This is a genomic window from Streptomyces sp. NPDC058650 (genome assembly GCF_042717315.1).
Taxonomy (GTDB): Bacteria; Actinomycetota; Actinomycetes; order Streptomycetales; family Streptomycetaceae; genus Streptomyces.
The window spans coordinates 1-23,170 of sequence record NZ_JBHXRL010000032.1 but is presented as its reverse complement, the minus strand read 5'-3'; the positions used below and the strand labels follow the sequence as shown (position 1 = coordinate 23,170).

Sequence of the window (23,170 nt, the reverse complement as noted above, 5' to 3'; positions counted from 1 at the left end):
CGCGGGTGGGCCGCGGCGGCAGCTAGGAGGGAGGTTCTCGCCGGTGCCGATCACGTCAAGCAAGCGACAAACGAGCAGGTAAAACGGTTCGTCACCGGTGCGAGGAGGACAGTATGCAGCCACAATCGCTCGGAGAACAGAACCCGGAACGAACCCGGATACACGCGTGGGTGAAGCCTCTCGGACACCCGGGTTCGCCGGTCTCACGGGACGGACGGAGCCGCCCGCCAGTCGGACGCCGATCCCGCTCAGACGCAGGTGGGATGGCCCCAGCCCTCGGCGTTCTTCGCGATGGTCTCGCCCTTGTCGTACGCCTTGCCGCAGCGGCAGCGGCCGGAGAACCGGGCCTTGAGCGTGCCGCCGTTCGGGCGACTCTTACGGGCGGCGGACGAGGAGGAACGGGCCGAGGACGACCCGGCGGAGCCGGACGGACCGGAGGGCGCGGCGGAGCGCGCACGGGGCGCGGAGGAGCGCGTCGCGGGTTCGGGCGGGGGCAGCGGGGCGCCGGTGGCGGAACCGATGGGCTCCTGCGTACGGGCGCTGTGGCTGGCCGCGCGGTCGGCGGCGTCGTTCAGGGGGTCTCCGTCGACCTGGTGCGCCGGGACGTAGACGAAGTCGACGTCCCGGCCCGTGAGCAGGGCGTCGATCCGGACGACGAGGTCCTTGTTGGCGACGGGGGTGCCCGCCGCGGTCTTCCAGCCCTTCCGGCGCCAGCCGGGGAGCCAGGTCGTGACGGCCTTCATGGCGTACTGCGAGTCCATGCGGACCTCGGCGGGCACCGCCGGGTCGAGGGTTTCGAGCAGTCGTTCCAGGGCCGTGAGTTCGGCGACGTTGTTCGTCGCCCTGCCGAGGGGGCCGGCCTCCCAGCGGTCGAGTGTTCCGTCGGCGCCGCCGATGACCCAGGCCCAGGCCGCGGGTCCGGGGTTTCCCTTGGACGCGCCGTCGCACGCCGCGATGATCTTTTCTGCCATCCCACGATCCTGACACGGCGGCGGGGGTGGGCGGCCCCACCCCCGCTACCGGTCGGAGGCGCCGGTCGGAAGGCGCCGGTCAGAAGTTGCCGTAGTTGACCTGCCAGGTGGGCAGGCCCATGCGGCGCCACAGGGCGACGACGCGGTCCCGGTCGTCGAGGGAGACGCGGACGGCGTAGCGGTGGCGGACATGGGCGTCGAAGAGCTCCGCCTTCACGAGGTCGTCGCCGCGGCCGTCGCCGGAGGCACGCATCCACAGCTCGTCGTAGGGCACCCCGTGGCGGGCGAGCCACTCCTCGGTCATCGGCCGGTCGTCCTCGCTGCGCCCGGACAGCAGCACGATCCGGTCGCTCTCGGCCTGTCGGAAGGCGCGCAGGGCGTCGCGTACGGAGACGTTGAGCAGGTCGAGGTCGCAGCGCGTGAAATCGAACGGGCCGCGGTCGCCGCGCAGCGCGAGGGTGCCGTCGATGTCGCACATGACGGCCGACGGGAGGGCCGGGTCGGGGACGTACGGCGTACCCGACCCGGGCCCGCCGTCGAGCCACTCCGCGGTGAGCCGCCAGCCGCCTCGGGTGGCCTTGGCGTGCTTGTCGGCGAGGATCCGGATGATCTCCTCGCCGACGGGCCGCTCGCGGGCCGCGTCGCGGCGGACGCACTCGTCGACGGGCACGTCGGTGAAGTCGTGGACGACGAAGGTCACGGGCCGGCCGACGACGGCGGCCTTGAGCCGCTTGGGGATGTGCGGGGTCAGATGGGTGTTGTCGACGACGACGTCGAACCCGTCGTCGACGGCGGCCCGGACGGCGGCGTCCTGGATGTCGAGCACGGTCCGCTCGTGGGCGTGCGAGCGACCGCGCTCGGGGGCGGGCACGTCGAGCATGGTCCGGAGGTCGTCGAGGTTGACGCGGCGTACGCGTCCCTCGGCGGCGGCCTGGAGGGCGCGGGCGGCCGTCGTCTTCCCGGAGGCCGGGAGGCCGGTCATGACGTGGACGACAGGCACGGTCAGTTCTCCTCGTCGCGAGTGAAGGGGTCGGTGGCCTCGGGGCGCAGCTGACGCCAGACGAGGAGGTCGGTGGGGCGCCCGTCGAGGCGCAGGAACAGCAGGGCGCGCAGGGCCCGGTCGGGCTCGCCCGCGGCGGCGCGGGCGAAGGCGGCGCGGTCGCCCGCCAGGTGGGCGAGCCGATCGTACGCCTCGTCCAGCGCCCGCTCGCGGCGCGTGGCGGCCGCTTCGAGGCCGGTGATGACCTCGCGCACCCAGGCGTCGAACTCGTCGGGGACCTGCTCCAGGAGGGCGTCGAGCGGCTTGCCGCCGGAGGCTTCGACCTCGGTGACGGAGCAGCCGAGGCCCTTGGCCAGCTGTCCGGCGGGCACGGCCGCGAAGCGCTGGATGCCGTGCCCGCGCCAGATGTCACGCTCGGTGACGCCGGTGAGCACCTTGTGGAGGCGTACGTACTCGGCGATCTTGGCCTTGGCGCGCACGCCGGAGGCGAAACGGAGCACGAAGCCCTCGGCGTCGGTGCCGGTGGCGGGGGCGCCGCCCGGGAGGGTGTTGGACTCGGTCAGGGCGACGAGCTCGGCGACGGTCATGGCGGGCCAGACGCGGACGACGGACCCGATGGGCCCCCAGGGGCCCGCTGCGTCGGCGAGGGGCGTCTCGGTGCCGTCCGGGGCGAAGGCGGCGAGCAGGACGAGGTCGCGACGGTCGCCGTAGTTCACGACGATGCGGTTCTGCGGGTAGAGGATCTCGGCGAGGTACGTCACGCCGGGGGTCAGACCCGTGGTGTCGGCGTCGTCGAGCCGGCGCTGCGCCCAGGTGGCCTGGGTGCTGGTGAAGGAGCCCTTGGAGGCGGCGCGCCAGCGGCCGTCGTAGTGGAAGACGACGGCGAGGCTGCCGTCGACCTTGTCGTACACCTCGAAGGGCTCGTCGGGCAGCGGCGGCGCGTAGGGGCGGCCCGCGGCGTGCTCGGAGACGTTGAAGAACTTGGGGAGGGGCAGCGCGACGATCCGCCCGGTGGTGTCGTCGGCGACGAGGCCGCGGCAGCGGGTGGTGGCCCGGTTCCAGCGCTGTTCGTACTGGCACGCGCGCGTGTACGTGTAGATCGACAGCGGCAGCTCAGGGTGGCTCTTGCGGGCGATGTGCCCGGCCGCGAGGGCTTCGTCGAGCTCCTCGGGCGCCATCACGTCGTGCAGAGTCCGGGTGTCCTGGCTCATGGGGTCCCTCCCGTTGGTCCGGTGATCCATTCTCGGTGCGGGACGGCCCGGAGGACACCGATTTTTCCCCGCCGGGGCCCGGGATCGGGCAGGGCGGCGGGCTCCCCGAGCCCGGGCGTGTCGGTGGTGCCCCGTAGACTCGCCGTCGCCCCCGCCGGTGACGGAACCGGCGCAGTCGAAGGAAGCGAGCCCCATGAACCACGCGGACGGCACGGCACCGATCTACGCCGAGCTCATACGGGAGCGGGGGGATGTTCCGGCTGACGTCCGCCAGGTCGCCGAGGAGGTGCTGCGGGACCTCAGCCGTGTGATCCAGCTGCCGCCTCAGGGGATTCCGGGGCAGCACGGGGGCGTCACGCACGCCGGTGTCGGGGCGCAGATGGGCGTCGGCGGGCACGCGGGTCCGATGGGGCAGGGCGGTCCGATGGGGCAGGGCGGTCCAATGGGGCAGGGCCCCGCGATGGGACAGGGCGCCGCGATGGTGCAGGCCGGCGGCGCCGTCGTTCCGCACCGGCCGATGCGCTAGAGGACGGTCCGACCCTCTGGTCTTCCCTCTGGCCCGACCCTGTGGTCCGGGCGTTGTCAGTGCCGTAGGTCACGCTGGGTCCCGTAAGTAAGGCCTGTGCCCCGATCGGGCGGGCTTCGTACGGTGATCAGAGGATGACGACATGGCCGAGGTTCTGCTCTTCCATCACTCGCTCGGACTGACGGAAGGGGTCGGCGCGTTCGCCGACGCGCTGCGGCGGGCCGGGCACACGGTCCACGTGCCCGACCTGTACGAGGGGAACACGTTCGACGACCTGGAGGTCGGGGTCGCGTACGCCCAGGAGGTCGGGTTCGACGTCCTCACGGAGCGCGGTGAGAAGGCGGCCGAGGGGCTGCCGGAAGAGCTGGTGTACGCCGGGCTGTCGCTTGGCGTGCTGCCCGCGCAGAAGCTGGCGCAGACCCGGGCGGGGGCTCTCGGCGCCCTGCTGCTGAGCGCCTGCGTGCCGGAGAGCGCGTTCGGGCCGGCCTGGCCGGAAGGCGTGCCCGTACAGGTGCACGCGATGGACGCGGATCCGTTCTTCGTCGGTGACGGGGACCTGGAGGCGGCGCGCGAGCTGGTCGCGGACGCCGGAGACCGCGAGCTGTTCCTGTACCCGGGGAGCTCGCACCTGTTCGCGGAGCGCGGTGCGGCGTCGTACGTGCCGGAGGCGGCCGACGCGTGTCTCGGGCGCGTCCTCGGCTTCCTGGCCGACCTCAAGGCATAGGGGCACGGCACGGCATCGGCACGGGGCCGGGTCAGCCGATCGGTCGACCCCGGGGTCGACCGTCCGGCCGCCGGCCCGGGGCCGGGCGGCGGACCGTACGGGGCCCGGTGCGGGCGGAGGATCGGGGCAGGCGCGGAAGCCGCTCCCGGGTGGTGCCGTCCGCGTGTGTCCCGTATCGAGGAGTCACCCATGACGAAGTTCCGCCGTGCGTCCCGCTCCGCCCGGGTCCTCGTGCCCGGCGCGGTGGCCCTCGCCCTGCTCGCGGGCTGCGCGCAGCGGTCCGGCGCGGCGGAGAGCACCTCGCCCGCCACCGGTGCGTCCGGCGCCGTCACACCGGCGCCCTCCGCGTCCACTCCCCTGCCCGACACCCCGACCTCGTCCCCCGCCTCGACGCCGGCCTCGGCCGCTCCCGGTGCACTGCTCGTGACCGACTTCGGCTCGGACACCGTCACGTTCGTCGACCCCGAGCGCGGGGCCACGGGCTCCGTGCAGGTCGGTACCGCTCCGTACGGTCTCGTCCTCGGCGCCGACGGACGGGCCTGGGTGGCGACGGCCGAGGGGGTGGCGGTCGTGGACACGGCGACCAGGGAGCGGCTGGCTCTCGTCCCGTACCGGACGGACAGCGGCTCCGTGACCACGGGCGAGTACCGGGGCGGGGGCATGGGCATCGCCCTTTCGCCGGACGGGCGGCGGGTGTACGTAGGGGTGAACGTCCCCGGCGGGAACGGCACGCTGGAGGTCCTCGACACGGCGGCCCTGCGGTTCACGGACACGGTGCCGGTGGGTCGGCGCCCCTTCGACGTCGACGTGTCGCGGGACGGCACGGAGGTGTACGTGACGAACCACGACTCCTTCGACGTCACGGTCGTCGCGGCGGGGTCGCTCAGCCCACGGCGCGTGGAGGTCGCCCCGTACGGGACCGAGGGCGGGCTCGGTTCGTGGCTCAAGCCGCACTACGCGGCCGTGCGGCCCTCGGACGGCAAGCTGCTGCTGCCCTTCGAGGGTGAGCGGCTCGCGGTCGTCGATCCCCGGACGGGCCGGACGACGATCGAGCCGATGACGGCGAACACGCACCAGCACGGCGCCGCGGTGACCGCCGACGGAACGCTCCTGACGGTGGGCACGGGACCGATCGACCCGGACGTGGACGAGGGACCCTCGCTCACCGTGCGGACGCCCGGCGGGACCGAGCGGGTCTACCCGCTGGAGGGGCCCCACGAGAGCGTGGCCGTGTCCCGGGACGGGCGCACGGCCTATGTGACCGGCGGATTCACCCGGGACGGCTACTGGGACGGACTGACCGTCGTCGACCTCGATTCGGGTGACACGCGCCGGCTCCAGGCGGGCTCGCGCCCGCTGGGGATCGTCGTCCTCACGGATTGAGGGCAGCCCTCCGGTCGGGGTCGGGGGCCCGCTGCGAGCTGGACCGAAGCGGACCACGCCGAAGAGCGATCCTGCCGTAATGACGATAAAAAGGGTGAACCACCGATAGTCAGCGAAAAACTTGCCATATGGGCTCACTCAGTCCTATCCGAGGGCATTGTGCACGCTCATACGAAAGGGCGGACAGCGTGACTCGACCGAGGATTCTCGTGGTGGGCGCAGGATTCGCCGGAGTGGCCTGCGTGCGGCGGCTCGAACGGCGGCTGACGGATCGGGAGGCACTGGTCACGCTCCTTTCGCCGTTCTCGTACCAGCTGTATCTGCCACTGCTCCCCCAGGTGGCTTCGGGGGTGCTCACCCCGCAGTCGGTCGCACTGTCGCTGCGACGCAGCGAGCGGCACCGCACGCGGATCGTCCCGGGCGGGGCGGTCGGGGTGGACACGGCGGCGAAGGCGGTCGTGGTGCGGACGATCTCCGGCGAGTACGTGACCGAGCCGTACGACCATCTCGTCCTGGCGCCCGGCAGCGTGACCCGCAGCTTCGACATCCCCGGTCTCGCCGAGCACGCCCGCGGCATGAAGACGCTCGCGGAGGCCGTGTACATCCGGGACCACGTCATCGCCCAGCTGGACCTCGCGGACGCGAGCAACGACGAGGCCGAGCGGGCCGCGCGGCTGTGCTTCGTGGTGGTCGGCGGCGGATACGCGGGGACGGAGACTGCGGCCTGTCTACAGCTGCTCACCCACAACGCGGTCAAGCGGTATCCGCGGATCGATCCGCGGCTGATCACGTGGCACCTGGTGGACATCGCGCCGAAGCTCATGCCCGAGCTGGGCGACAAGCTGGGCGCCGCCGCGATGGACATCCTGACCGGCCGGGGCATCGAGGTGTCGCTCGGCGTGTCGGTGGCCTCGGTCGACGAGGAGGCCGTGACCCTCACGGACGGGCGCGTCCTGCCCAGCCGGACCCTGATCTGGACGGCCGGGGTGGCGGCGAGTCCGCTGATCGGGACGCTGGGCGCGGAGACCCTCCGGGGGCGGCTCCTCGTCTCCCCGGACATGGCCGTGCCGGGTATCGACGGGGTGTGGGGTCTCGGCGACGCGGCGGCGGTGCCCGATCTCGCCAAGGGCGAGGAGGGGGCGATCTGTCCGCCGACGGCCCAGCACGCCATGCGGCAGGGCAAGGCGCTCGCCGACAACGTGGTGGCGACGCTGCGCGGCGAGAAGACCCGCTCGTACGTCCACAAGGACCTGGGCCTGGTCGTCGACCTCGGCGGGATGGACGGGGTGTCGAAGCCGCTCGGGGTGGAGCTGCACGGGATGCCGGCGCAGGCCGTGGCCCGCGCCTACCACTGGTCCGCGCTGCGGACGAACGTGGCCAAGACCCGGGTCATGACGAACTGGCTGCTCAACGCCGTCGCCGGCGACGACTTCGTACGGACCGGCTTCCTCGCGTCGAAGACGGGGACGCTGCGGGACTTCGAGTACACGGCCGCCTATCTGACACCGGAGCAGGTACGGCTCCACACGAACTCGTTCCGCGGCGGGGCGGTGGGCACCGGCTGACCGTCGCCGGGAGGCTCCCGGCGACGGGTACGCCGCCACCCCGGGTCGCGCGCGGACGCCTTCAGCGTGCGAGCTCGGGGGCCGGGCCCATGACGACGACGGGCTCGCGGGCCGGGTCCAGGGCCACGAGGAGCTCCCGCAGCGTGCCGCGTTCCAGCGCGACACAGGCCTGCGTGGGGCCGCCGTGGTCGACGTGGATCCAGACACCGCCGCCCTTCCCTGCGCCGAGCGGCCGCTCCTTGTCGAGGGGCGTGCGGCCGGGCACGCGGTTGTAGTCGATGGCGATGACGTGGTCGAAGGAGCCTTCGAGGGACTCGCCCGAGAAGCCGGTGCCGCTGATGGCGAACTCCTCGTCCTGGTCGTACGGGAGGCGGGCGCCCGGGTCGGGGAGCCGGCCGCCCGCGTCGCCCAGGCGGAAGACACCGATCGGGGTGCGCAGGTCCCCCGCGTCATGGTCGGCGGTCCAGCCGCGGAGCGCGTTGTGGGCGGGCCACGGTCCCGCGGCCTCCCTCCACCGGCCGGCGGCGTTCCGCTCGTAGAGCACGGCCATGGCGGTGTTGCTGTCCGCCGTGGCTCCGCTGACGACGAAGGCCTGGGTGGTGCCGTCGGGGATGCGGGCCTGAGTGGCCGGCCCGATGCCGGGGATTCGGGGGGCGCGGTCGGGGCGGGCGTCACCGGCGGCGGGCGCGGGGGCGGCCGAGGTCGCCGGGTGCTGGGGAGTGGACGCCGCGGGGGCGGGCGGGGCGGCGGGCGCGCAGCCCGTGAACAGCAGGGCCGCGCACAGAGTGCCGGCGCTCAGCAGGGCGGGGGCGCCCTTGCGGACGGGCATGGGGGCATCCTCCTGGCCGGGGACAGTGCAGCGATCCGTACCCGTTCGGCGGTCGGGGCTGCCACCGATCCCCCGCCCCCACCCGTATGGAGTACCACTCTGGTGCGGCGTCCGGCGGGAACGCCGCCGGGCGACGCGGTGCCGTTCGTGACGCTCCGTCCGGCCTGAGCGATCCCTCACCTGACGATTCGTCGGATCTCTCTGTCGCGGGTATGGGAACCTTCGGGGCCCGGCGCTACCCTCCGCGCATGATTCGGACAGTGGTGTGGGGTACCGGCAATGTCGGGCGCGCGGCCATCCGTGCCGTGGACGCCCACCCGGGTCTCGAACTCGCGGCGGTCCTCGTGTCCGACCCGGCGAAGGTCGGCCGCGACGCGGGCCGGCTCGCGGGGCTCGGACGCGACCTCGGGGTGGTGGCCGACGACGACGTCGGCGCGGTGCTCGGCGGGCGGCCGGGGGCGGTGGTGTACGCGGCTTCCGGCGACACCCGGCCCGACGGGGCGCTCGCCGACGTGGCGCGGGCGGTGGCGGCGGGCGCGGTGGTGGTCACGCCCGCGCTGTATCCGCTGTACGACCAGCGCAACGCGCCGCCCGAGTTCCGGGATCCGGTGCTCGCGGCGGTCGCCGAGGGCGGCGGTTCGCTCTTCGTTTCGGGCGTGGACCCGGGCTGGGGCAACGACGTCCTGCCCCTGCTCGTGAGCGGGCTCGGCGCCACGGTGGACGTGATCCGCTGCCAGGAGATCTTCGACTACTCGACGTACGAGCAGGAGGAGTCGGTCCGGGAGCTGGTGGGGATGGGCCGGCCGATGGAGTACGAGCCGCCCATGCTGTGGCCCTCGGTCCCGACCATGATCTGGGGCGGGCAGGTGCGCCTGATGGCCCGCGCGCTGGGGGCCGAGCTCGACGAGATCCGCGAGACGATGGAGCGGCGTCCGCTGGAGACCACCGTGAAGACGCGGACGATGGGCGTCTTCGAGGCGGGGACGCAGGGCGCGATCCGCTTCGAGGTGCAGGGGATCGTCGACGGGGAGCCCCGGATCGTCATCGAGCACGTCACCCGCATCCACCCGTCGTGCGCGCCTGACTGGCCCGTGCCGCCGGACGGGGCCGGGGCGCACCGGGTGATCGTCGAGGGAAGTCCGCGGATCGAGGTGACGGTGGCGGCGACCGACGAGGGCGAGAACCGCTCGGCGGGCGGCAACGCCACGGCGGTGGGCCGGCTCGTCGGGGCGATCGACTGGCTGGTGGCGGCCGAGCCGGGACTGTACGACGCGTTGGACGTACCGCTGAGGCCGGCGGTCGGGAAGCTCGGAAGGAGACCACGGTGATCATCGACATTCCCGAGGGCCAGGAGCCGATCGGGTACGTGTGGGGCGACATGGTGCCGGAGATCGGGACGGCGGCGGCGAACTTCTCGCTGTCGGTGTACGCCCATACGACCCTGGGGCTGCGCGAGTTCGAGGCGGCGCGGCTGCGCATCGCGCAGATCAACGGCTGCGGGTTCTGCCTGGACTGGCGCACCGACCGGGACGGAGTGAAGGTCGAGGAGGGATTCGACGACGTCGTCGCGGCCTGGCGCGAGACGGAGGTGTCGGAGGCCTTCGACGAGCGGACACGGCTGGCCGCCGAGTACGCGGAGCGGTACGCGCTGGACCACCACGGCCTGGACGAGGAGTTCTGGGCGCGGATGACGGCGCGGTACAGCCAGGCGGAGATCGTGGAGCTGACGATGAGTCTGGGGTCGTGGCTGGCGTTCGGGCGGCTCAACCGGGTGCTGGGTCTCGACACGGTGTGCGTGCTGCCGGCGCACTGAGAGCGTGACGTACGGAGGGGGCCGGCCGGGATCACCGGCCGGCCCTCCCCGTTCCGCCGTTCTTGCGTTCCCCGGTCAGAAGTCCTCGGCGACGATCCGTTCGATGTTGCGTTCGGCGAGGGCCGTGATGGTGACGAACGGGTTGACGCTCGCGTTGCCGGGGATCAGCGCGCCGTCGATGACGTACAGGCCCTGGTAGCCGTGGAGCCGGCCGTGGTTGTCGGTGGCCTTGCCCAGGACCGCGCCGCCGAGCGGGTGGTAGGTGAGGTGGTCGCCCCAGATCTTGTACATACCGAAGAGGTCGGTGCGGTAGATCGTGCCCTCCTTGGCGTTGATCTTGTCGAAGATCGTCTTCGCCGCGTCGATGGAGGTCTGTTTCCAGGCCTGCTGCCAGGAGAGGTCGACCTTGCCGGTGGCCGGGTTCCAGGTGAACTCGGCGCGGTGGGGGGTCTTCGTGATGGAGAGGTAGAAGGAGGCGTAGGTCTCGATGCCGGTCGGCAGCGGGGCGACCTCGGCGAAGGCGCCGCCCGCGTCCCAGTTGTCGATGCCCGCGGTGGGCATGGCCGACTGGAGCTTGCCGGTGGGGTCCCACATGTGGTTGGCGCGACCGCACATGACGTTGCCGTTGTCGCCCCAGCCCTTGCCGATCTGGTCATTGAGCGCGGGCAGGGCGCCGGTGGCCTTGAGCCGGGTGAGGAGCTTGCTCGTGCCGATGCTGCCGGCGGCGAAGAAGACCTTGTCGGCGGTGACGGTCTTGCTCGCGAGCGTGGCGCCGGTGGTGTCGATCTGGTCGATGGCGACGGTGTAGCCGCCGCCGGGCGCCGGGGTGACGGAGGTGACCTTGTGGAGCGCGGAGACGGTGACCCGGCCCGTGGCCGCCGCCTGGGCGAGATACGTCTTCTGGAGGGTCTTCTTGCCGTTGTTGTTCCCGTAGATGACCTCGCCGTCGAGGGCCGACCTCGGCACGGAGCCCGCGAGCTCCTGCTTCATGTACTCCCAGTCGTAGACGTTCGGCACGAAGACGAAGGGGAAGCCGGAGCGCTGGGCGTGCTTGCGCCCGACGCGGGCGTACTGGTAGCAGGAGGCGCTCTCCCACCAGGCCTGGTCCACGGCCGTGACGCCCAGTCCGGCGTTGGCGCGCGGATAGTAGGTGGCGTACATCTCCTGCGCGTCGACGGTCGGGAGGATCGCGGCGAAGTTCTCCCGGCGCGGGGTGACGGCCATGCCGCCGTTGACGAGGGAGCCGCCGCCGACGCCGCGGCCCTGGTAGACGGTGATGCCGGCGAAGTCCTCGGCGTCGAGGATGCCGGTGTGGCGGGGGACGTCCTTGTCGAGGGGGAACCCGAGGAAGTTGCTCAGGGGCTGCTTGGTGCGGCTGCGCAGCCAGAAGGAGCGGTAGTCGGGCTTCGTGGTGTTGGCGAAGATCTTTCCGTCGGGGCCGGGGGTGTCCCAGGCCATGCCCATCTCGACCATGTGGACGTCGACGCCCGCGCGGGCGAGGCGCAGGGCGGCGACGGAGCCGCCGTAGCCGGTGCCGACGACGAGGGCCGGGACGTGGGCGCCGGTGGGGATCGGGGTGTGGGCGAGGCGGGTTTCCGCGCGGGCGGGGGCGGCGTGACCGACGAGGGCGGCGGCGCCGAGAAGGGAACCTGTTCCCGCGAGGAATCGACGGCGATTGACCCCGTCGATTCCCTTGGCGGACAGGGGGTGGTCACTCATGTGACGTTCCTCACTCGGGAGTGAATGGGAACATGTTCTACTGGCGACAATCGGGGAAGTCACGAGAAACCGACGGGTAACTTACGTCCGGATCTTCCGAATCCTCCGGATCTTCCCTTCGGACACCCCGGGGGTCGCACCGAACACCCCGGGGGGGGGCGCACCGAACACCCCGGGGCGCGCCGGGTCAGAGCCCGGCGGGGCCCGGGGCGCCCGTCAGCCGCTCGGGCGTGAGCAGTTCGGCGAGTCGGTGCGCGGGCAGCAGGCCCTTCTCCAGGGTGAGTTCGGCGACGCCCCGGCCGGTGGCCAGCGCCTCCTGGGCGATGGCCGTGGCGGCGGTGTAGCCGAGGTGCGGATTGAGGGCGGTGGCGAGGCCGATGGAGTTCTCCACGGCGGCGCGGAGGGCCTCGGTGTTGGCCGTGATGCCGTTGACGCAGCGCTCCGCAAGGGTGAGGCAGGCGGCGCGGAGCGAGAGGAGACTCTTCGAGAGGGCGTGGAAGATGACGGGCTCGAAGGCGTTGAGCTGGAGCTGTCCGCCCTCGGCGGCCATGGTGATCGTGATGTCGTTGCCGATCACCTCGAAGGCGACCTGGTTGACGACCTCGGGGATCACCGGGTTCACCTTGCCGGGCATGATGCTCGAACCCGCCTGGACCGCGGGCAGGTTGATCTCGCCGAGGCCCGCGCGCGGCCCGGAGGAGAGCAGGCGCAGGTCGTTGCAGGTCTTGGAGAGCTTGACCGCGATGCGCTTGAGGACCCCGGAGAGCTGGACGAAGGCGCCGCAGTCCTGGGTGGCCTCGATGAGGTTGACGGAGGTCACGAGGGGCAGGCCGGTCAGCCCGGCGAGGTTGCGGCGGGCGGTCTCCGCGTAGCCGGGGGCGGCGTTGAGCCCGGTGCCGATGGCGGTGGCGCCGAGGTTGATCTCGTGGATGAGCTCGACCGCCTCGGCGAGGCGCCCGCGGTCCTCCTCCAGCATCACGGCGTACGTGGAGAACTCCTGCCCCAGGGTCATGGGCACCGCGTCCTGGAGCTGGGTCCGCCCCATCTTGACGACCTCGCGGAACTCCAGGGCCTTGGCGGCGAAGGCGTCCTGGAGCACGGCCATCGCGAGCAGGAGCTCACGGGCCGCGCCGATCGCCGCGATGCGGATGGCCGTCGGGTAGACGTCGTTGGTGGACTGGCCGAGGTTGACGTCCTCGTTGGGGTGGAGCCGGGCGTAGTCGCCCTTGGCGTGGCCGAGGAGCTCCAGGGCGCGGTTGGCCACGACCTCGTTGGCGTTCATGTTGGTCGACGTACCGGCCCCGCCCTGGACGACGTCGACGACGAACTGGTCGTGGAGGTGTCCGGACCGGATCTCGCGGCAGGCACCGGCGATGGCGTCGGCCTTGTCGGCGGGGAGCAGGCCGAGCTCCTCGTTGGCGCGGGCCGCGGCCTCCTTGACTGCGGCGAGCGCGTCGATCAGCAGGGGATAGACGGAGATCGGCGTGCCGGTGATGGCGAAGTTCTCGGTGGCGCGCAGGGTGTGCACGCCCCAGTAGGCGTCGGCCGGCACGTCCCGGTCGCCGAGCAGGTCGTGCTCGCTGCGGACGGAGGAGGAGTGCGGGGCGGGTGCGGGAACCATGGGAGCCGTCCTTGAGGGAAAGGGGCACGGGGTGCGGGGGGGGCGACTGCGGGCAGCGGGAGGTGACCGGCGCACGGGCGGGTGGGCACGGCTCCGCCGCGGCCCGGCGGGCGGTCGCGGGCCGTGCGTGCGGGAGCGCGGGAAGGCGGTCGGGCGGGCGACCGCGGAAGTTGGCGCCGGCTCGCGGGCGGAGGGTGGGGAACACTCCGCCCGCGGGCCGGGGATTCGGGGCCCGGTCAGGGGCCGTGAGACGGCGTCGGTCGACTGGTGCGTCGGCCGGAGCGTCGTCCCGGGGGCGCCGTCCGGGTCAGGCGCGCGTGGCGACGGCCGAGGCCGACCGGGAGTTGCCGGTGGCGAGGGCCGGCTCCGCGCGGACCGGTCCCTCCAGGAGGCGGCGCAGGAGAGCGGTGCGGCGCGCGGGATCCGTGGGGCCGTCGCCCTCCGCGAGGAGTGCGGCGAGGACGGCGATGCGCGCCTGGGCGGCCCGGAGCGTACCGGTGAGCAGCGCTCCGGCGGCGACGAGGTCGACCGCTCCGCCGCCGGTGTAGATCTCGGCGAGCGGGCCGGACGGGACGCGGGTGCTCACGGCGACGAGGACGCCCTGGGCGACCGCGTCCGCGACGGCGGCGGCGATCTCGGGGGTGGCGTTGCCCGCGCCGGTCGCTTCGAGGACGAGTCCCCGGGCGCCGGCGGCCACGGCCGCCTGGATGAAGAGCGGGTCGCCGTCGGCGTGGTGGGTGACGATGTCGACCCGCGGCAGCGGGGTCGCGCCGGGACCGGTGGCACCGGGAGTCGCGGTCAGGGCGGCGTCGGGGAACGGCAGCGGCGCGGGACGCTCCGGGAGGCGCTCGACGTCGACGCGGGAGAACCCGACGCGGCCGAGGCGCTCGGCGGAGGGGTCGGAGAAGGCGTCGGCGGCGAGGGTCTGGGTCTTGACGGTTCCGCGGGCCGCGTGGACACGTCCGTCGAAGACGACGAGGACGCCCAGCTCGCGGACCGAGGCGGCGACCTGGAGGGCGTCGTACAGATTCCCGGGGCCGTCGCCGTCGCCCGTGCCGAAGGGGCGCTGGGCGCCGGTGAGGACGACCGGGCGGGCGTCGGCGTGGTGGAGGTCCAGGAGGAAGGCCGTCTCCTCCAGGGTGTCGGTGCCGTGGGTGACCACGATGCCGTCGACGCCGGGGTCGGCGAAGGTCTCGTGAACGGTCCGCAGGAGGGCCAGCTGGTGGGCCGAGGTCATGCGCGAGCTGTTGACGTTGAACAGGTCGACGACCTCGACGGTGACGCCCTCGGGGAGGGGGGCGGTGGCCAGGACGTCGTTGCCGGAGGCGTCGGCCGCGTAGCCCGTGCCCTGCCAGCGGCTGGCGATCGTGCCGCCGGTGCTGATGACGACGATCCGGCGCGGTCCTCCGTCGTTCGTCCGCTGCATGCCTGCCGTCCTTCACTCCGTACCGAAATCACCCTGCGCCGCAACGATAGGACAGGAGGCGCGCAAGACGATTGCGAAATCCGCTGCCGGATCGTTTCGGCGTGGTAGACAATTGCGCCATGGACCGAATCGATCTCCATATCTTGCGCGAGCTCCAGAACGACGGCCGGCTGAGCAACCAGGAGCTGGCCCAGCGGGTCGGACTCAGCCCCTCCCCCTGCCTGCGCCGGGTCCGCCAGCTGGAGCAGGACGGGGTGATCCAGGGCTACCGGGCGATCATCGACCCCGAGGCGGTGGGGCGGGGCTTCGAGGTGCTCGTCTCGGTGGAGGTACGGCGGGACCGCGAGACGGTGGAGGCCTTCGAGGAGGCGCTCCAGGACGTGCCGGACGTCATCGAGGCGTACCGGCTCTTCGGGAGCCCTGGCTGTCTGCTGCGGATCGCGGTGGCCGATCTCGCGGCGTACGAGCGGTTGTGGATCGAGCGGCTGACGACGCTGGCCGGGGTCACCGAGGTCAACTCCCAGATCATCATGAAGCGGATCAAGGAGCCGAAGGGGATGCCGGTGGACGTCCGGGGCGCCTGAGGCCGTCCGGGCAACCCCGAGCACACCCACGTACGTCCGGGCGCACCTCCGAGCACACCCATGTTCGTCCGGGTACGACCGGTACGTCACCGACGGCGGCCTTCGACACTGTGCGGTTTCTCCATATGCGAGAACGTCACGGAACAGCCTCCTCCCCGTTACATGACAGGTACCTGACGTATGTCACCCTCCCGATGACACGAAGTCAACACGCGTAGACAGCGGGGACCTTGAGCCGGCCCCCGCCGCCCCGCGCGTACCGTCCCCGGGAAAGGGCCCCCCATGTCCGTTGTGCGGATCGCCAGATGGAAGGTGTGGGCAGCGGCCGTCGCCGCCACCCTGTTCAGCGTCACGCTCCCCACGGTCACCGCGACTCCCGCCAGCGCCACGACCACCGCGTACGACACGACGTACTACAAGAACGCGGTCGGCAAGACCGGCGCGAGCCTCAAGTCGTCGCTGCACACCATCATCAGCAGCCAGACGAAGATCTCGTACGACGCCGTCTGGAACGCACTGAAGGTCACCGACCAGGATCCCGCCAACACGAACAACGTGATCCTGCTGTACAGCGGCCTCTCGCGCAGCAAGTCGCTCAACGGCGGCGCCGTGGGCAACTGGAACCGCGAGCACGTGTGGGCGCAGTCCCACGGCAGCTTCGGCACCTCGGCCGGACCCGGCACGGACCTGCACCACCTGCGGGCGTGCGACGTCCAGGTCAACAGCACCCGCGGGAACAAGGACTGGGACACCGGCGGCAGCCCGGTCAGCGGCGCCTCCGGCAGCTACACGGACTCGAACTCCTTCGAGCCGCGCAACGCCGACAAGGGCGACGTCGCCCGGATGATCCTCTACATGGCCGTCCGCTACGAGGGCGACGACGCCTGGGCCGACCTGGAGCCCAACGAGTCGACGTCCAACGGCAGCGTCCCGTACCACGGCCGGCTCGCGATCCTGAAGCAGTGGAACGAGCAGGACCCGCCGAGCGCCTTCGAGGAGCGTCGCAACGACCTCATCCACGGGACCTACCAGGGCAACCGCAATCCGTTCATCGACCACCCCGAGTGGGTCGAGGCGATCTGGTAGACGAGCGCAACCGATCGAACAGAGCCGGGCCGGGGTCACCAACCCCGGCCCGGCTCTCCCATGTCCCGAGGACGGTCGACCCCTACGCCTGACCGCTCCCGGCGCCTTCAAACGCGAAATCGCAGATCTTCTCACGCTCTTCGCGCACCCGTTAGGGGCAGCCAAGAGACGTTACCCATCCGTTATAAACGGTGACTTTGCCCCCTTCTGGCCCAGTTTGCCGTGGGCCGAAACATGCATTCCCGCCACACCGACCGTCGGCGCACCTATCACCTTCCCGCATCCAGAACAAGACCGCCGGGCCAGGAAGTTCCGAGATCCACTAGGTAGCTTCGGCGCCCATGACCACTGCCCTCACGACACCCCCGACGATCGAGGACGGCGCCGAGCTCTGGCGGATCGCCCACGGTTCGGGGGAACTGGACCTCAACTCGCCGTACAGCTATCTGCTGTGGTGCCGCGACTTCGCCGACACGACCTCCGTCGCCCGTGACGCCTCCGGACGCCCGATCGGTTTCGTCACCGGCTACCTGCGGCCCGAGGCACCGGAGACCCTCTTCGTCTGGCAGATCGCCGTCGAGGGTTCGCACCGCGGAGGCGGGGTAGCCGGAACACTGCTCGACTCCCTGTCCGCACGGGTGGCGACCGAGCACGGCATCAACCGGGTCGAGGCGACCGTCACCCCGGGGAACGTGGCGTCCGACCGGCTGTTCCGGTCCTACGCGCGCCGGCACGGCGCGGACGTGACGCGGGAGGTCCTCTTCCCGTCGGCCGCCTTCCCGGCGGCGGGACACGACTCCGAGGTGCTGTACCGCATCGGCCCGATCGGTCCCGCGGCGACCTGAGCCGTCGCCCCCACGCGACACGCCCCGAGAAGCGCCGAGACGCGCCGACACGCCCCGAACCACATTCTGGAGAAGAACTTCGTGACCCTGACCGACATCGCCACGACCGACATCGCCGCCCCCACCGTCTTCGAGACCCTCGAATCGGAGGTCCGCAGCTACTGCCGCGCCTGGCCCGTCGTCTTCGAACGCGCCACCGGGAGCCGGCTGTACGACGAGCAGGGGCGCCCGTATCTCGACTTCTTCGCCGGTGCGGGCTCCCTGAACTACGGCCACAACAATCCCGCGCTCAAGCGGGCCCTCCTCGACTACCTCGCCGACGACGGCATCACCCACGGCCTCGACATGTCGACGACCGCCAAACGCGACTTCCTGGAGACCTTCCACGAGACGGTCCTGGCGCCCCGCGCCCTGCCCTACAAGGTGATGTTCCCCGGCCCCACCGGCACCAACGCCGTGGAGGCCGCCCTGAAACTGGCCCGGAAGGTCACCGGGCGCCAGACGGTCGTGTCCTTCACCAACGCCTTCCACGGGATGTCGCTCGGCTCGCTCGCCGTCACCGGCAACGCCGTCAAGCGCGCCGGTGCCGGCGTCCCGCTGAACCACGCCATCCGCATGCCGTTCGACGACTACCTCGACGGGCACCTCCCCGACTTCCTCTGGTTCGAGCGGCTCCTGGACGACGCCGGCTCCGGTCTCGACCACCCGGCGGCCGTGATCGTCGAGACGGTCCAGGGAGAAGGCGGCATCAACGTCGCCCGGGCGGAGTGGCTGCGCGCGCTCGCGGACCTCTGCCGCCGGCACGACATGCTCCTCATCGCGGACGACATCCAGATGGGCTGCGGACGCACCGGCGACTTCTTCTCCTTCGAGGAGGCGGGCATCACGCCCGACATCGTCACCCTGTCCAAGTCCATCAGCGGCTACGGCCTGCCCATGGCCCTCTGCCTCTTCCGGCCCGAGCTCGACGTGTGGCAGCCCGGCGAGCACAACGGCACCTTCCGCGGCAACAACCCCGCCTTCGTCACCGCCTCGGCGGCCCTCGACGCCTACTGGCGCGACGGCGCCCTGCGCGAGCGCACGCTGAGCCGGGCGGACCGGGTCGAGCGCGCCCTCCTCGACCTGTGCGCCGACGACGGGCGCACCGGCCTCGGGGTCCGCGGCCGCGGACTCGTGTGGGGTCTGGAGTTCGCCGACGGGGAGCGCGCCGAGGAGGTGTGCCGCCGTGCCTTCGAGACCGGCCTACTCGTGGAGACCTCCGGGCCGCGCGGCGAGGTGGTCAAGCTGCTGCCGCCGCTGACCGCGACGGACGACGAACTCGACGAAGGCCTCGGCATCCTGGCCCGCTCCGTCCGCCACACCGCCTGACCCACACCGCCTGACCCACGCCGCCCGATCCCCCGGCAGCACGCATCCGAAAGGCGACACCCCATGATCGTCCGTACCTTCGACGAGCTGGAGAACACCGAGCGGCACGTGAGGGCCGCCTCCGGCACCTGGGAGAGCAAGCGCATCGTCCTGGCCCGCGAACGGGTCGGCTTCTCCCTCCACGAGACGGTGCTGTACGCCGGCACGGAGACCTCCATGTGGTACGCGCACCACGTCGAAGCCGTCGTCTGCACCGCCGGCGAGGCCGAACTGACCGACCTCGAGACAGGGCGCACGTACACGATCGTGCCCGGAACGATGTACCTGCTCGACGGCCACGAACGCCACACCCTCAAGGTCAAGCGGGACTTCCGCTGCCTGTGCGTCTTCAACCCGCCCGTCACGGGCCGCGAGGACCACGACGAGAACGGCGTCTACCCCCTGCTCACCGAACCCGACGGGACCGTCGGGGACGCCGCCTGAGCCACGGCACGAGACCGAACGAACCTGCGAGAAACGAACCCTGTGAGAAAGGAAGCACGCTCCCTCATGGCCTCCGCACCCACCCGTCCCGTCGACCTGTACCCCACCCGCGGCCCCAAGGAGGAACTGATCGGCCGCAAGGACCCCGTCGTGTGGTCCGAGCCCGGCACGGCGGGCCCGTTCTGGGCCCGTGAACTGGAGGAGTACGACCGCGACGGCTTCGTCACGGTGGACGAGATCGTCACCCCGGACGAGGTCGACGCGCTCCGGGCGGAGCTGGAGCGGCTCGTCTCCGACCCCGCCGTGCGGGCGGACGAACGCGCCGTCGTCGAGCCGCGCTCCCAGGAGATCCGGTCCGTCTTCGAGGTGCACCGGATCAGCGAGGTCTTCGGCCGGCTGGCCGAGGATCCGCGGGTCGTCGGGCGCGCCCGCCAGATCCTCGGCTCCGACGTCTACGTCCACCAGTCGCGGGTCAACGTCAAGCCCGGCTTCGGCGCCAGCGGCTTCTACTGGCACTCCGACTTCGAGACCTGGCACGCGGAGGACGGCCTGCCGAGGATGCGGACCGTCTCGGTCTCGATCGCGCTCACCCCGAACCACACCACCAACGGCAGTCTGATGATCATGCCGGGTTCGCACCGCACGTTCCTGGGCTGCGCGGGCGCGACGCCCCGGGACAACTACAAGAAGTCGCTGCAGATGCAGGACGCGGGCACGCCGTCCCACGAGGCGCTGACCACCTTCGCCGACGCCTGCGGCATCCGCCACTTCACCGGTCCGGCGGGCTCGGCGACCTGGTTCGACTGCAACGCCCTGCACGGGTCGGGCGACAACATCACCCCGTACCCCCGGAGCAATGTGTTCCTCGTCTTCAACAGCGTCGAGAACCAGCCGGAGGCGCCCTTCGCCGCCCCGGTCCGGCGGCCCTCCTTCATCGCCGCGCGCGGCGGGGACCGGTCATGACCGGTTCCGCGCCCCTGGACGGCCGACCCTCCCTCGACCGCCGTCGGTTCCTCGGCAGAACGGCGCTCCTCGGCGGACTCGCCCTGACGCCCGGGCTGCTGGCGGCCTGCACCCGGACCCAGGCCGGGACCGGGGCGCCCGAGGACGACGGCGCGCTCCTGGCGAGACTGCGGAAGCAGGGCTTCGTACGGGTCGGGTTCGCCGGGGAGGCGCCGTACGGCTTCCAGGACGGCGCCGAGCTCGCCGGCGAGGCGCCGACGCTCCACCGCGAGATCTTCACGGCCCTCGGCGTGCGCGAACTGCGCCCGACGCTCACCGAGTTCGGGGCGCTGATACCCGGGCTGCTCGCCGACCGGTTCGACGTGGTGAGCGCGGGCATGTCGATCACGCCCGAGCGCTGCGCCAAGGTGATCTTCTCCGAGCCGGAGTTCGTCTCGCCCACCGCCCTGATGGTCCGCAAGGGCAACCCGAAGGGGGTGACGGACCTCACCTCCTGCGCGGCGAAGGGCGCCACGGTCGGTGTCCTGTCCGCCGCGGTGGAGGCCTCCTATGCCACGGCGGCGGGCGTCCCCGAGGGCTCCGTGAAGACGCTGGCCAAGCAGCAGGACGGTCTCGACGCCCTCCTGGCCGGCCGGATCGACGCCTTCGCGCTGACCGCCATCTCCCTGCGCTGGCTGGCGCGGACGAACCGGGGCGCCGCGGTGGAGGTGGCCGAGCCGTTCGTCCCGGTGGTCGACGGCGTACGGCAGCTCGGGGCGGGCGGAGCCGTGTTCCGGCCGGGTGCGAAGGGGCTGCGGGACGCCTTCGACATCGAGCTCCGGAAGATCACCGGTGCTCCGGACCGGTTCGTGGAGCTCGTCGGGCGCTACGGCTTCACCACGCGCGAGGTGCCGCCCCGTTCACTGCGGACCGCCGACCTGTGCGCCGGGTGAGGGGCGGCCGGCATGGCTGACTTCCTCCCCGAGCTCCGCCGGGCGCTGCCCCGGCTCGCCGATGGGCTGCTCGTCACGGTGGAGGCCACGGTGCTCGGCGCCGTACTCGCCCTGATCCTCGCGTACGCGCTGGGCCTGCTGTCCCGGTCCGCGCGGCTGCCGGTGCGCGGAGCGGCGCGGCTGGTCGTGGAGTTCTTCCGGGGCACCTCGCTGTACGTGCAGCTGTTCTGGCTGTTCTTCGCGCTGCCGATGCTCGGTTTCCGGCTGGAGCCGCTGGCCTGCGGCGTGCTCGCGCTGGGGCTCAACTTCGGGGCGTACGGCTCCGAGGTGGTGCGGGGCGCCGTGGCCGCGGTGCCCCGCGCCCAGACCGAGGCGGCGATCGCGCTGTCCATGGGGCCCGCGCTGCGGCTGCGGCGGGTGGTGCTGCCGCAGGCGCACGCCCTGATGGTCGCGCCGTTCAAGAACCTGCTCGTCCAACTGCTGAAGGCGACGCCGTTGCTCTCCCTGGTCACGGTCCCGGATCTCACTTTCCAGATCGACCAGTTGCGCTCGGCGACGGGCTCGACGGCCGCCTCGTACCTGCTGCTCCTGGGGCTCTACTTCGGCATGGCCGTCGTGCTGAGCCTGCTCATGAACGCCCTGGAGCGGGCGGCGAAGGCCCGCGCCGGGCAGGAAGGAGTCGTGTGATGTGGGACGGGGAGGCCGCCCGGGCCGCTCTGCCGACCGTCCTCGAGGGATTCGCCGTCACCCTGGTCGCGACCGTACTGGCCTTCGTCGTCGCGGCGGTCCTGGGGCTGGCGCTCGCCCTCGCGCGCCGCGCGGGTCCGCCGTGGCTGGCCCTCGCGGTGCGCGGGGCGGCCGGCTTCGTCCGCTCGACTCCGCTCCTGGTGCAGTTGTTCGCGGCCTGGGTGCTGATCCCGGGGCTCGACGCGCCGACGCTGGGCGTCCTGGTCCTCGGCGTGCACTACGCCACGTACCTCTCCGAGGTGTACCGGACGGGCATCGACGCCGTACCGAAGGGGCAGTGGGAGGCCTGTACCGCCCTGTCGCTGCCGCGCCGGCGGGTGTGGCGCGCGGTGGTGCTTCCGCAGGCCGTCCGCAACGTGCTGCCCCCGCTGGGCAACTACGCGGTCTCCCTGTTCAAGGAGACTCCGCTGCTGTCCGTGATCACGGTGCACGAGATGGTCCACGAGGCGAACTCGTTCGGCAGCGCCCACTTCGCCTATCTGGAGAGCTTCACCCTGGCCGCCGTGGTGTTCCTGCTCGCGAGCTGGCCGACGTCCGTGCTGATACGACGACTGGAGGCACGCCTTGCCCACTGAAGACCTGGCGGTCCGCTTCGACCGGGTCACGAAGCGGTACGGCGACCACACCGTGCTCGACGGCCTCGACCTGGAGGTCGCCCGCGGGGAGCGGGTGACGCTGATCGGCCCGAGCGGCTCCGGGAAGACCACGATCCTCCGGCTGCTCATGACGCTGGAACGGGTGACGGACGGGGTCATCCACGTGGACGGGCTGCCCTTCTCCCACATGCCGGGCGGATCAGCCGGGAAGCTGGTGCCCGCGAGCGAACGGCACCTCGCCGCCCGGCGGCGGCGGATCGGCATGGTGTTCCAGCAGTTCAACCTCTTCCCGCACATGAGTGTCCTCGAGAACGTGGTCGAAGCCCCCGTGCACGTGCTCGGGGAGGACCGGGAGGAGGCCGGCCGCAGGGCCCGGGAGCTGCTCGACCTGGTGGGGCTCGCCGACAAGGTCGACGCTCGGCCGACCCGGCTCTCCGGCGGTCAGCAGCAGCGGGTGGCCATCGCCCGCGCGCTCGCGATGCGCCCCGAGATCCTGCTCCTGGACGAGGTGACGTCCGCGCTGGACCCGGAGCTGGTGGCGGAGGTGCTCGACGTGCTGCGGGACGTCGCCCACCGGACCGACATCACCCTGCTGTGCGTGACGCACGAGATGGGTTTCGCCCGGGACGTCTCGGACCGGATCCTGATGTTCGACCGCGGCCGGATCGTCGAGTCGGGCCCGGCCGACGAACTCCTGGACGCGCCCGCCGAGGAACGCACCCGCGCGTTCCTCGGCTCGGTCCGCTGAGGGAGTGCGCGGCCCGGCCTCGCCGGGCCG

General features: G+C 72.1%; 23 protein-coding genes. 16 read left to right on the top strand and 7 right to left on the bottom strand.

Going from position 1 to position 23,170, the window contains the following annotated elements; genetic code table 11:
• Positions 1–248 precede the first annotated feature (248 nt).
• The 3 genes from ACFWWU_RS35490 to ACFWWU_RS35480 form a co-directional block, all read right to left on the bottom strand.
• The gene (locus ACFWWU_RS35490) at positions 249–971 is read right to left on the bottom strand and encodes a ribonuclease H (protein WP_384152729.1); all 723 of its coding nucleotides are present in this window, start codon (positions 969–971) and stop codon (positions 249–251) included.
• A gap of 79 nt (positions 972–1,050) precedes the next feature.
• Positions 1,051–1,971, bottom strand: a complete 921-nt coding sequence (locus tag ACFWWU_RS35485) for an AAA family ATPase (RefSeq protein ID WP_384152726.1) — start codon at positions 1,969–1,971, stop codon at positions 1,051–1,053.
• 2 nt (positions 1,972–1,973) lie between these two features.
• Positions 1,974–3,182, bottom strand: coding sequence for an RNA ligase (locus ACFWWU_RS35480; protein ID WP_384152723.1), 1,209 nt, complete (start codon positions 3,180–3,182; stop codon positions 1,974–1,976).
• 193 nt (positions 3,183–3,375) lie between these two features.
• Here ACFWWU_RS35480 and ACFWWU_RS35475 point away from each other — a divergent pair, with 193 nt between their 5' ends.
• The 4 genes from ACFWWU_RS35475 (at position 3,376) to ACFWWU_RS35460 (ending at position 7,380) form a co-directional block, all read left to right on the top strand.
• Positions 3,376–3,708 (top strand): hypothetical protein, encoded by a 333-nt coding sequence (locus ACFWWU_RS35475; RefSeq protein WP_384152720.1) that lies wholly within the window; start codon positions 3,376–3,378, stop codon positions 3,706–3,708.
• 142 nt (positions 3,709–3,850) lie between these two features.
• Complete coding sequence (locus ACFWWU_RS35470; RefSeq protein WP_384152717.1) at positions 3,851–4,432, top strand: dienelactone hydrolase family protein; 582 nt, start codon at positions 3,851–3,853, stop codon at positions 4,430–4,432.
• Between the two features lie 189 nt (positions 4,433–4,621).
• Positions 4,622–5,815 (top strand): YncE family protein, encoded by a 1,194-nt coding sequence (locus ACFWWU_RS35465; protein WP_384152714.1) that lies wholly within the window; start codon positions 4,622–4,624, stop codon positions 5,813–5,815.
• Positions 5,816–6,003: 188 nt separating this feature from the next.
• A complete protein-coding gene (locus tag ACFWWU_RS35460; RefSeq protein ID WP_384152711.1) occupies positions 6,004–7,380 on the top strand; it encodes an NAD(P)/FAD-dependent oxidoreductase in 1,377 nt (458 codons plus the stop codon).
• A 61-nt stretch (positions 7,381–7,441) separates the two neighbouring features.
• Here ACFWWU_RS35460 and ACFWWU_RS35455 read toward each other — a convergent pair whose 3' ends face one another.
• A complete protein-coding gene (locus ACFWWU_RS35455; RefSeq protein WP_384152708.1) occupies positions 7,442–8,209 on the bottom strand; it encodes a hypothetical protein in 768 nt (255 codons plus the stop codon).
• 248 nt (positions 8,210–8,457) lie between these two features.
• Between ACFWWU_RS35455 and ACFWWU_RS35450 the strand changes: the two genes are divergently transcribed.
• Positions 8,458–9,537: a dihydrodipicolinate reductase gene (locus tag ACFWWU_RS35450; RefSeq protein ID WP_384152705.1), complete on the top strand. Its 1,080-nt coding sequence runs from the start codon at positions 8,458–8,460 to the stop codon at positions 9,535–9,537.
• A complete protein-coding gene (locus tag ACFWWU_RS35445) occupies positions 9,534–10,022 on the top strand; it encodes a carboxymuconolactone decarboxylase family protein (protein WP_384152702.1) in 489 nt (162 codons plus the stop codon). Before ACFWWU_RS35450 ends, ACFWWU_RS35445 begins: the two co-directional genes overlap by 4 nt.
• Positions 10,023–10,097: 75 nt before the next feature.
• Here the strand turns inward: ACFWWU_RS35445 and ACFWWU_RS35440 are convergent, their stop codons facing one another.
• From ACFWWU_RS35440 to ACFWWU_RS35430, 3 genes are all read right to left on the bottom strand, one after another.
• Positions 10,098–11,741 carry a GMC oxidoreductase gene (locus tag ACFWWU_RS35440; protein WP_384152699.1) on the bottom strand — a complete coding sequence of 548 codons (1,644 nt, stop codon included), beginning with the start codon at positions 11,739–11,741 and terminating at the stop codon, positions 10,098–10,100.
• A gap of 187 nt (positions 11,742–11,928) precedes the next feature.
• Positions 11,929–13,362, bottom strand: a complete 1,434-nt coding sequence (locus tag ACFWWU_RS35435; RefSeq protein WP_384152696.1) for an aspartate ammonia-lyase — start codon at positions 13,360–13,362, stop codon at positions 11,929–11,931.
• Positions 13,363–13,669: 307 nt separating this feature from the next.
• A complete protein-coding gene (locus ACFWWU_RS35430; RefSeq protein ID WP_384152694.1) occupies positions 13,670–14,788 on the bottom strand; it encodes an asparaginase in 1,119 nt (372 codons plus the stop codon).
• Between the two features lie 119 nt (positions 14,789–14,907).
• Here ACFWWU_RS35430 and ACFWWU_RS35425 point away from each other — a divergent pair, with 119 nt between their 5' ends.
• From ACFWWU_RS35425 to ehuA, 10 genes are all read left to right on the top strand, one after another.
• On the top strand, positions 14,908–15,372 hold the full coding sequence (locus ACFWWU_RS35425; RefSeq protein ID WP_024757018.1) for an Lrp/AsnC family transcriptional regulator: 465 nt from the start codon (positions 14,908–14,910) through the stop codon (positions 15,370–15,372).
• A 282-nt stretch (positions 15,373–15,654) separates the two neighbouring features.
• Positions 15,655–16,458 carry an endonuclease I family protein gene (locus ACFWWU_RS35420; protein WP_384152691.1) on the top strand — a complete coding sequence of 268 codons (804 nt, stop codon included), beginning with the start codon at positions 15,655–15,657 and terminating at the stop codon, positions 16,456–16,458.
• A gap of 341 nt (positions 16,459–16,799) precedes the next feature.
• Positions 16,800–17,303 (top strand): diaminobutyrate acetyltransferase, encoded by a 504-nt coding sequence (ectA, locus tag ACFWWU_RS35415; protein WP_384152688.1) that lies wholly within the window; start codon positions 16,800–16,802, stop codon positions 17,301–17,303.
• A gap of 96 nt (positions 17,304–17,399) precedes the next feature.
• On the top strand, positions 17,400–18,671 hold the full coding sequence (ectB, locus tag ACFWWU_RS35410) for a diaminobutyrate--2-oxoglutarate transaminase (RefSeq protein ID WP_384152831.1): 1,272 nt from the start codon (positions 17,400–17,402) through the stop codon (positions 18,669–18,671).
• Positions 18,672–18,734: 63 nt separating this feature from the next.
• Positions 18,735–19,154 carry an ectoine synthase gene (locus ACFWWU_RS35405; RefSeq protein WP_384152685.1) on the top strand — a complete coding sequence of 140 codons (420 nt, stop codon included), beginning with the start codon at positions 18,735–18,737 and terminating at the stop codon, positions 19,152–19,154.
• A gap of 66 nt (positions 19,155–19,220) precedes the next feature.
• The gene (gene thpD, locus ACFWWU_RS35400; protein WP_384152682.1) at positions 19,221–20,117 is read left to right on the top strand and encodes an ectoine hydroxylase; all 897 of its coding nucleotides are present in this window, start codon (positions 19,221–19,223) and stop codon (positions 20,115–20,117) included.
• Positions 20,114–21,049 carry an ectoine/hydroxyectoine ABC transporter substrate-binding protein EhuB gene (gene ehuB, locus ACFWWU_RS35395; protein WP_384152679.1) on the top strand — a complete coding sequence of 312 codons (936 nt, stop codon included), beginning with the start codon at positions 20,114–20,116 and terminating at the stop codon, positions 21,047–21,049. Before thpD ends, ehuB begins: the two co-directional genes overlap by 4 nt.
• A 12-nt stretch (positions 21,050–21,061) precedes the next feature.
• The gene (gene ehuC, locus ACFWWU_RS35390; RefSeq protein ID WP_384152676.1) at positions 21,062–21,736 is read left to right on the top strand and encodes an ectoine/hydroxyectoine ABC transporter permease subunit EhuC; all 675 of its coding nucleotides are present in this window, start codon (positions 21,062–21,064) and stop codon (positions 21,734–21,736) included.
• A complete protein-coding gene (ehuD, locus tag ACFWWU_RS35385; protein ID WP_384152673.1) occupies positions 21,736–22,371 on the top strand; it encodes an ectoine/hydroxyectoine ABC transporter permease subunit EhuD in 636 nt (211 codons plus the stop codon). The genes ehuC and ehuD overlap by 1 nt, the downstream gene beginning before the upstream one ends.
• On the top strand, positions 22,361–23,140 hold the full coding sequence (ehuA, locus tag ACFWWU_RS35380) for an ectoine/hydroxyectoine ABC transporter ATP-binding protein EhuA (RefSeq protein WP_384152670.1): 780 nt from the start codon (positions 22,361–22,363) through the stop codon (positions 23,138–23,140). The genes ehuD and ehuA overlap by 11 nt, the downstream gene beginning before the upstream one ends.
• The last annotated feature ends 30 nt before the right edge of the window (positions 23,141–23,170 follow it).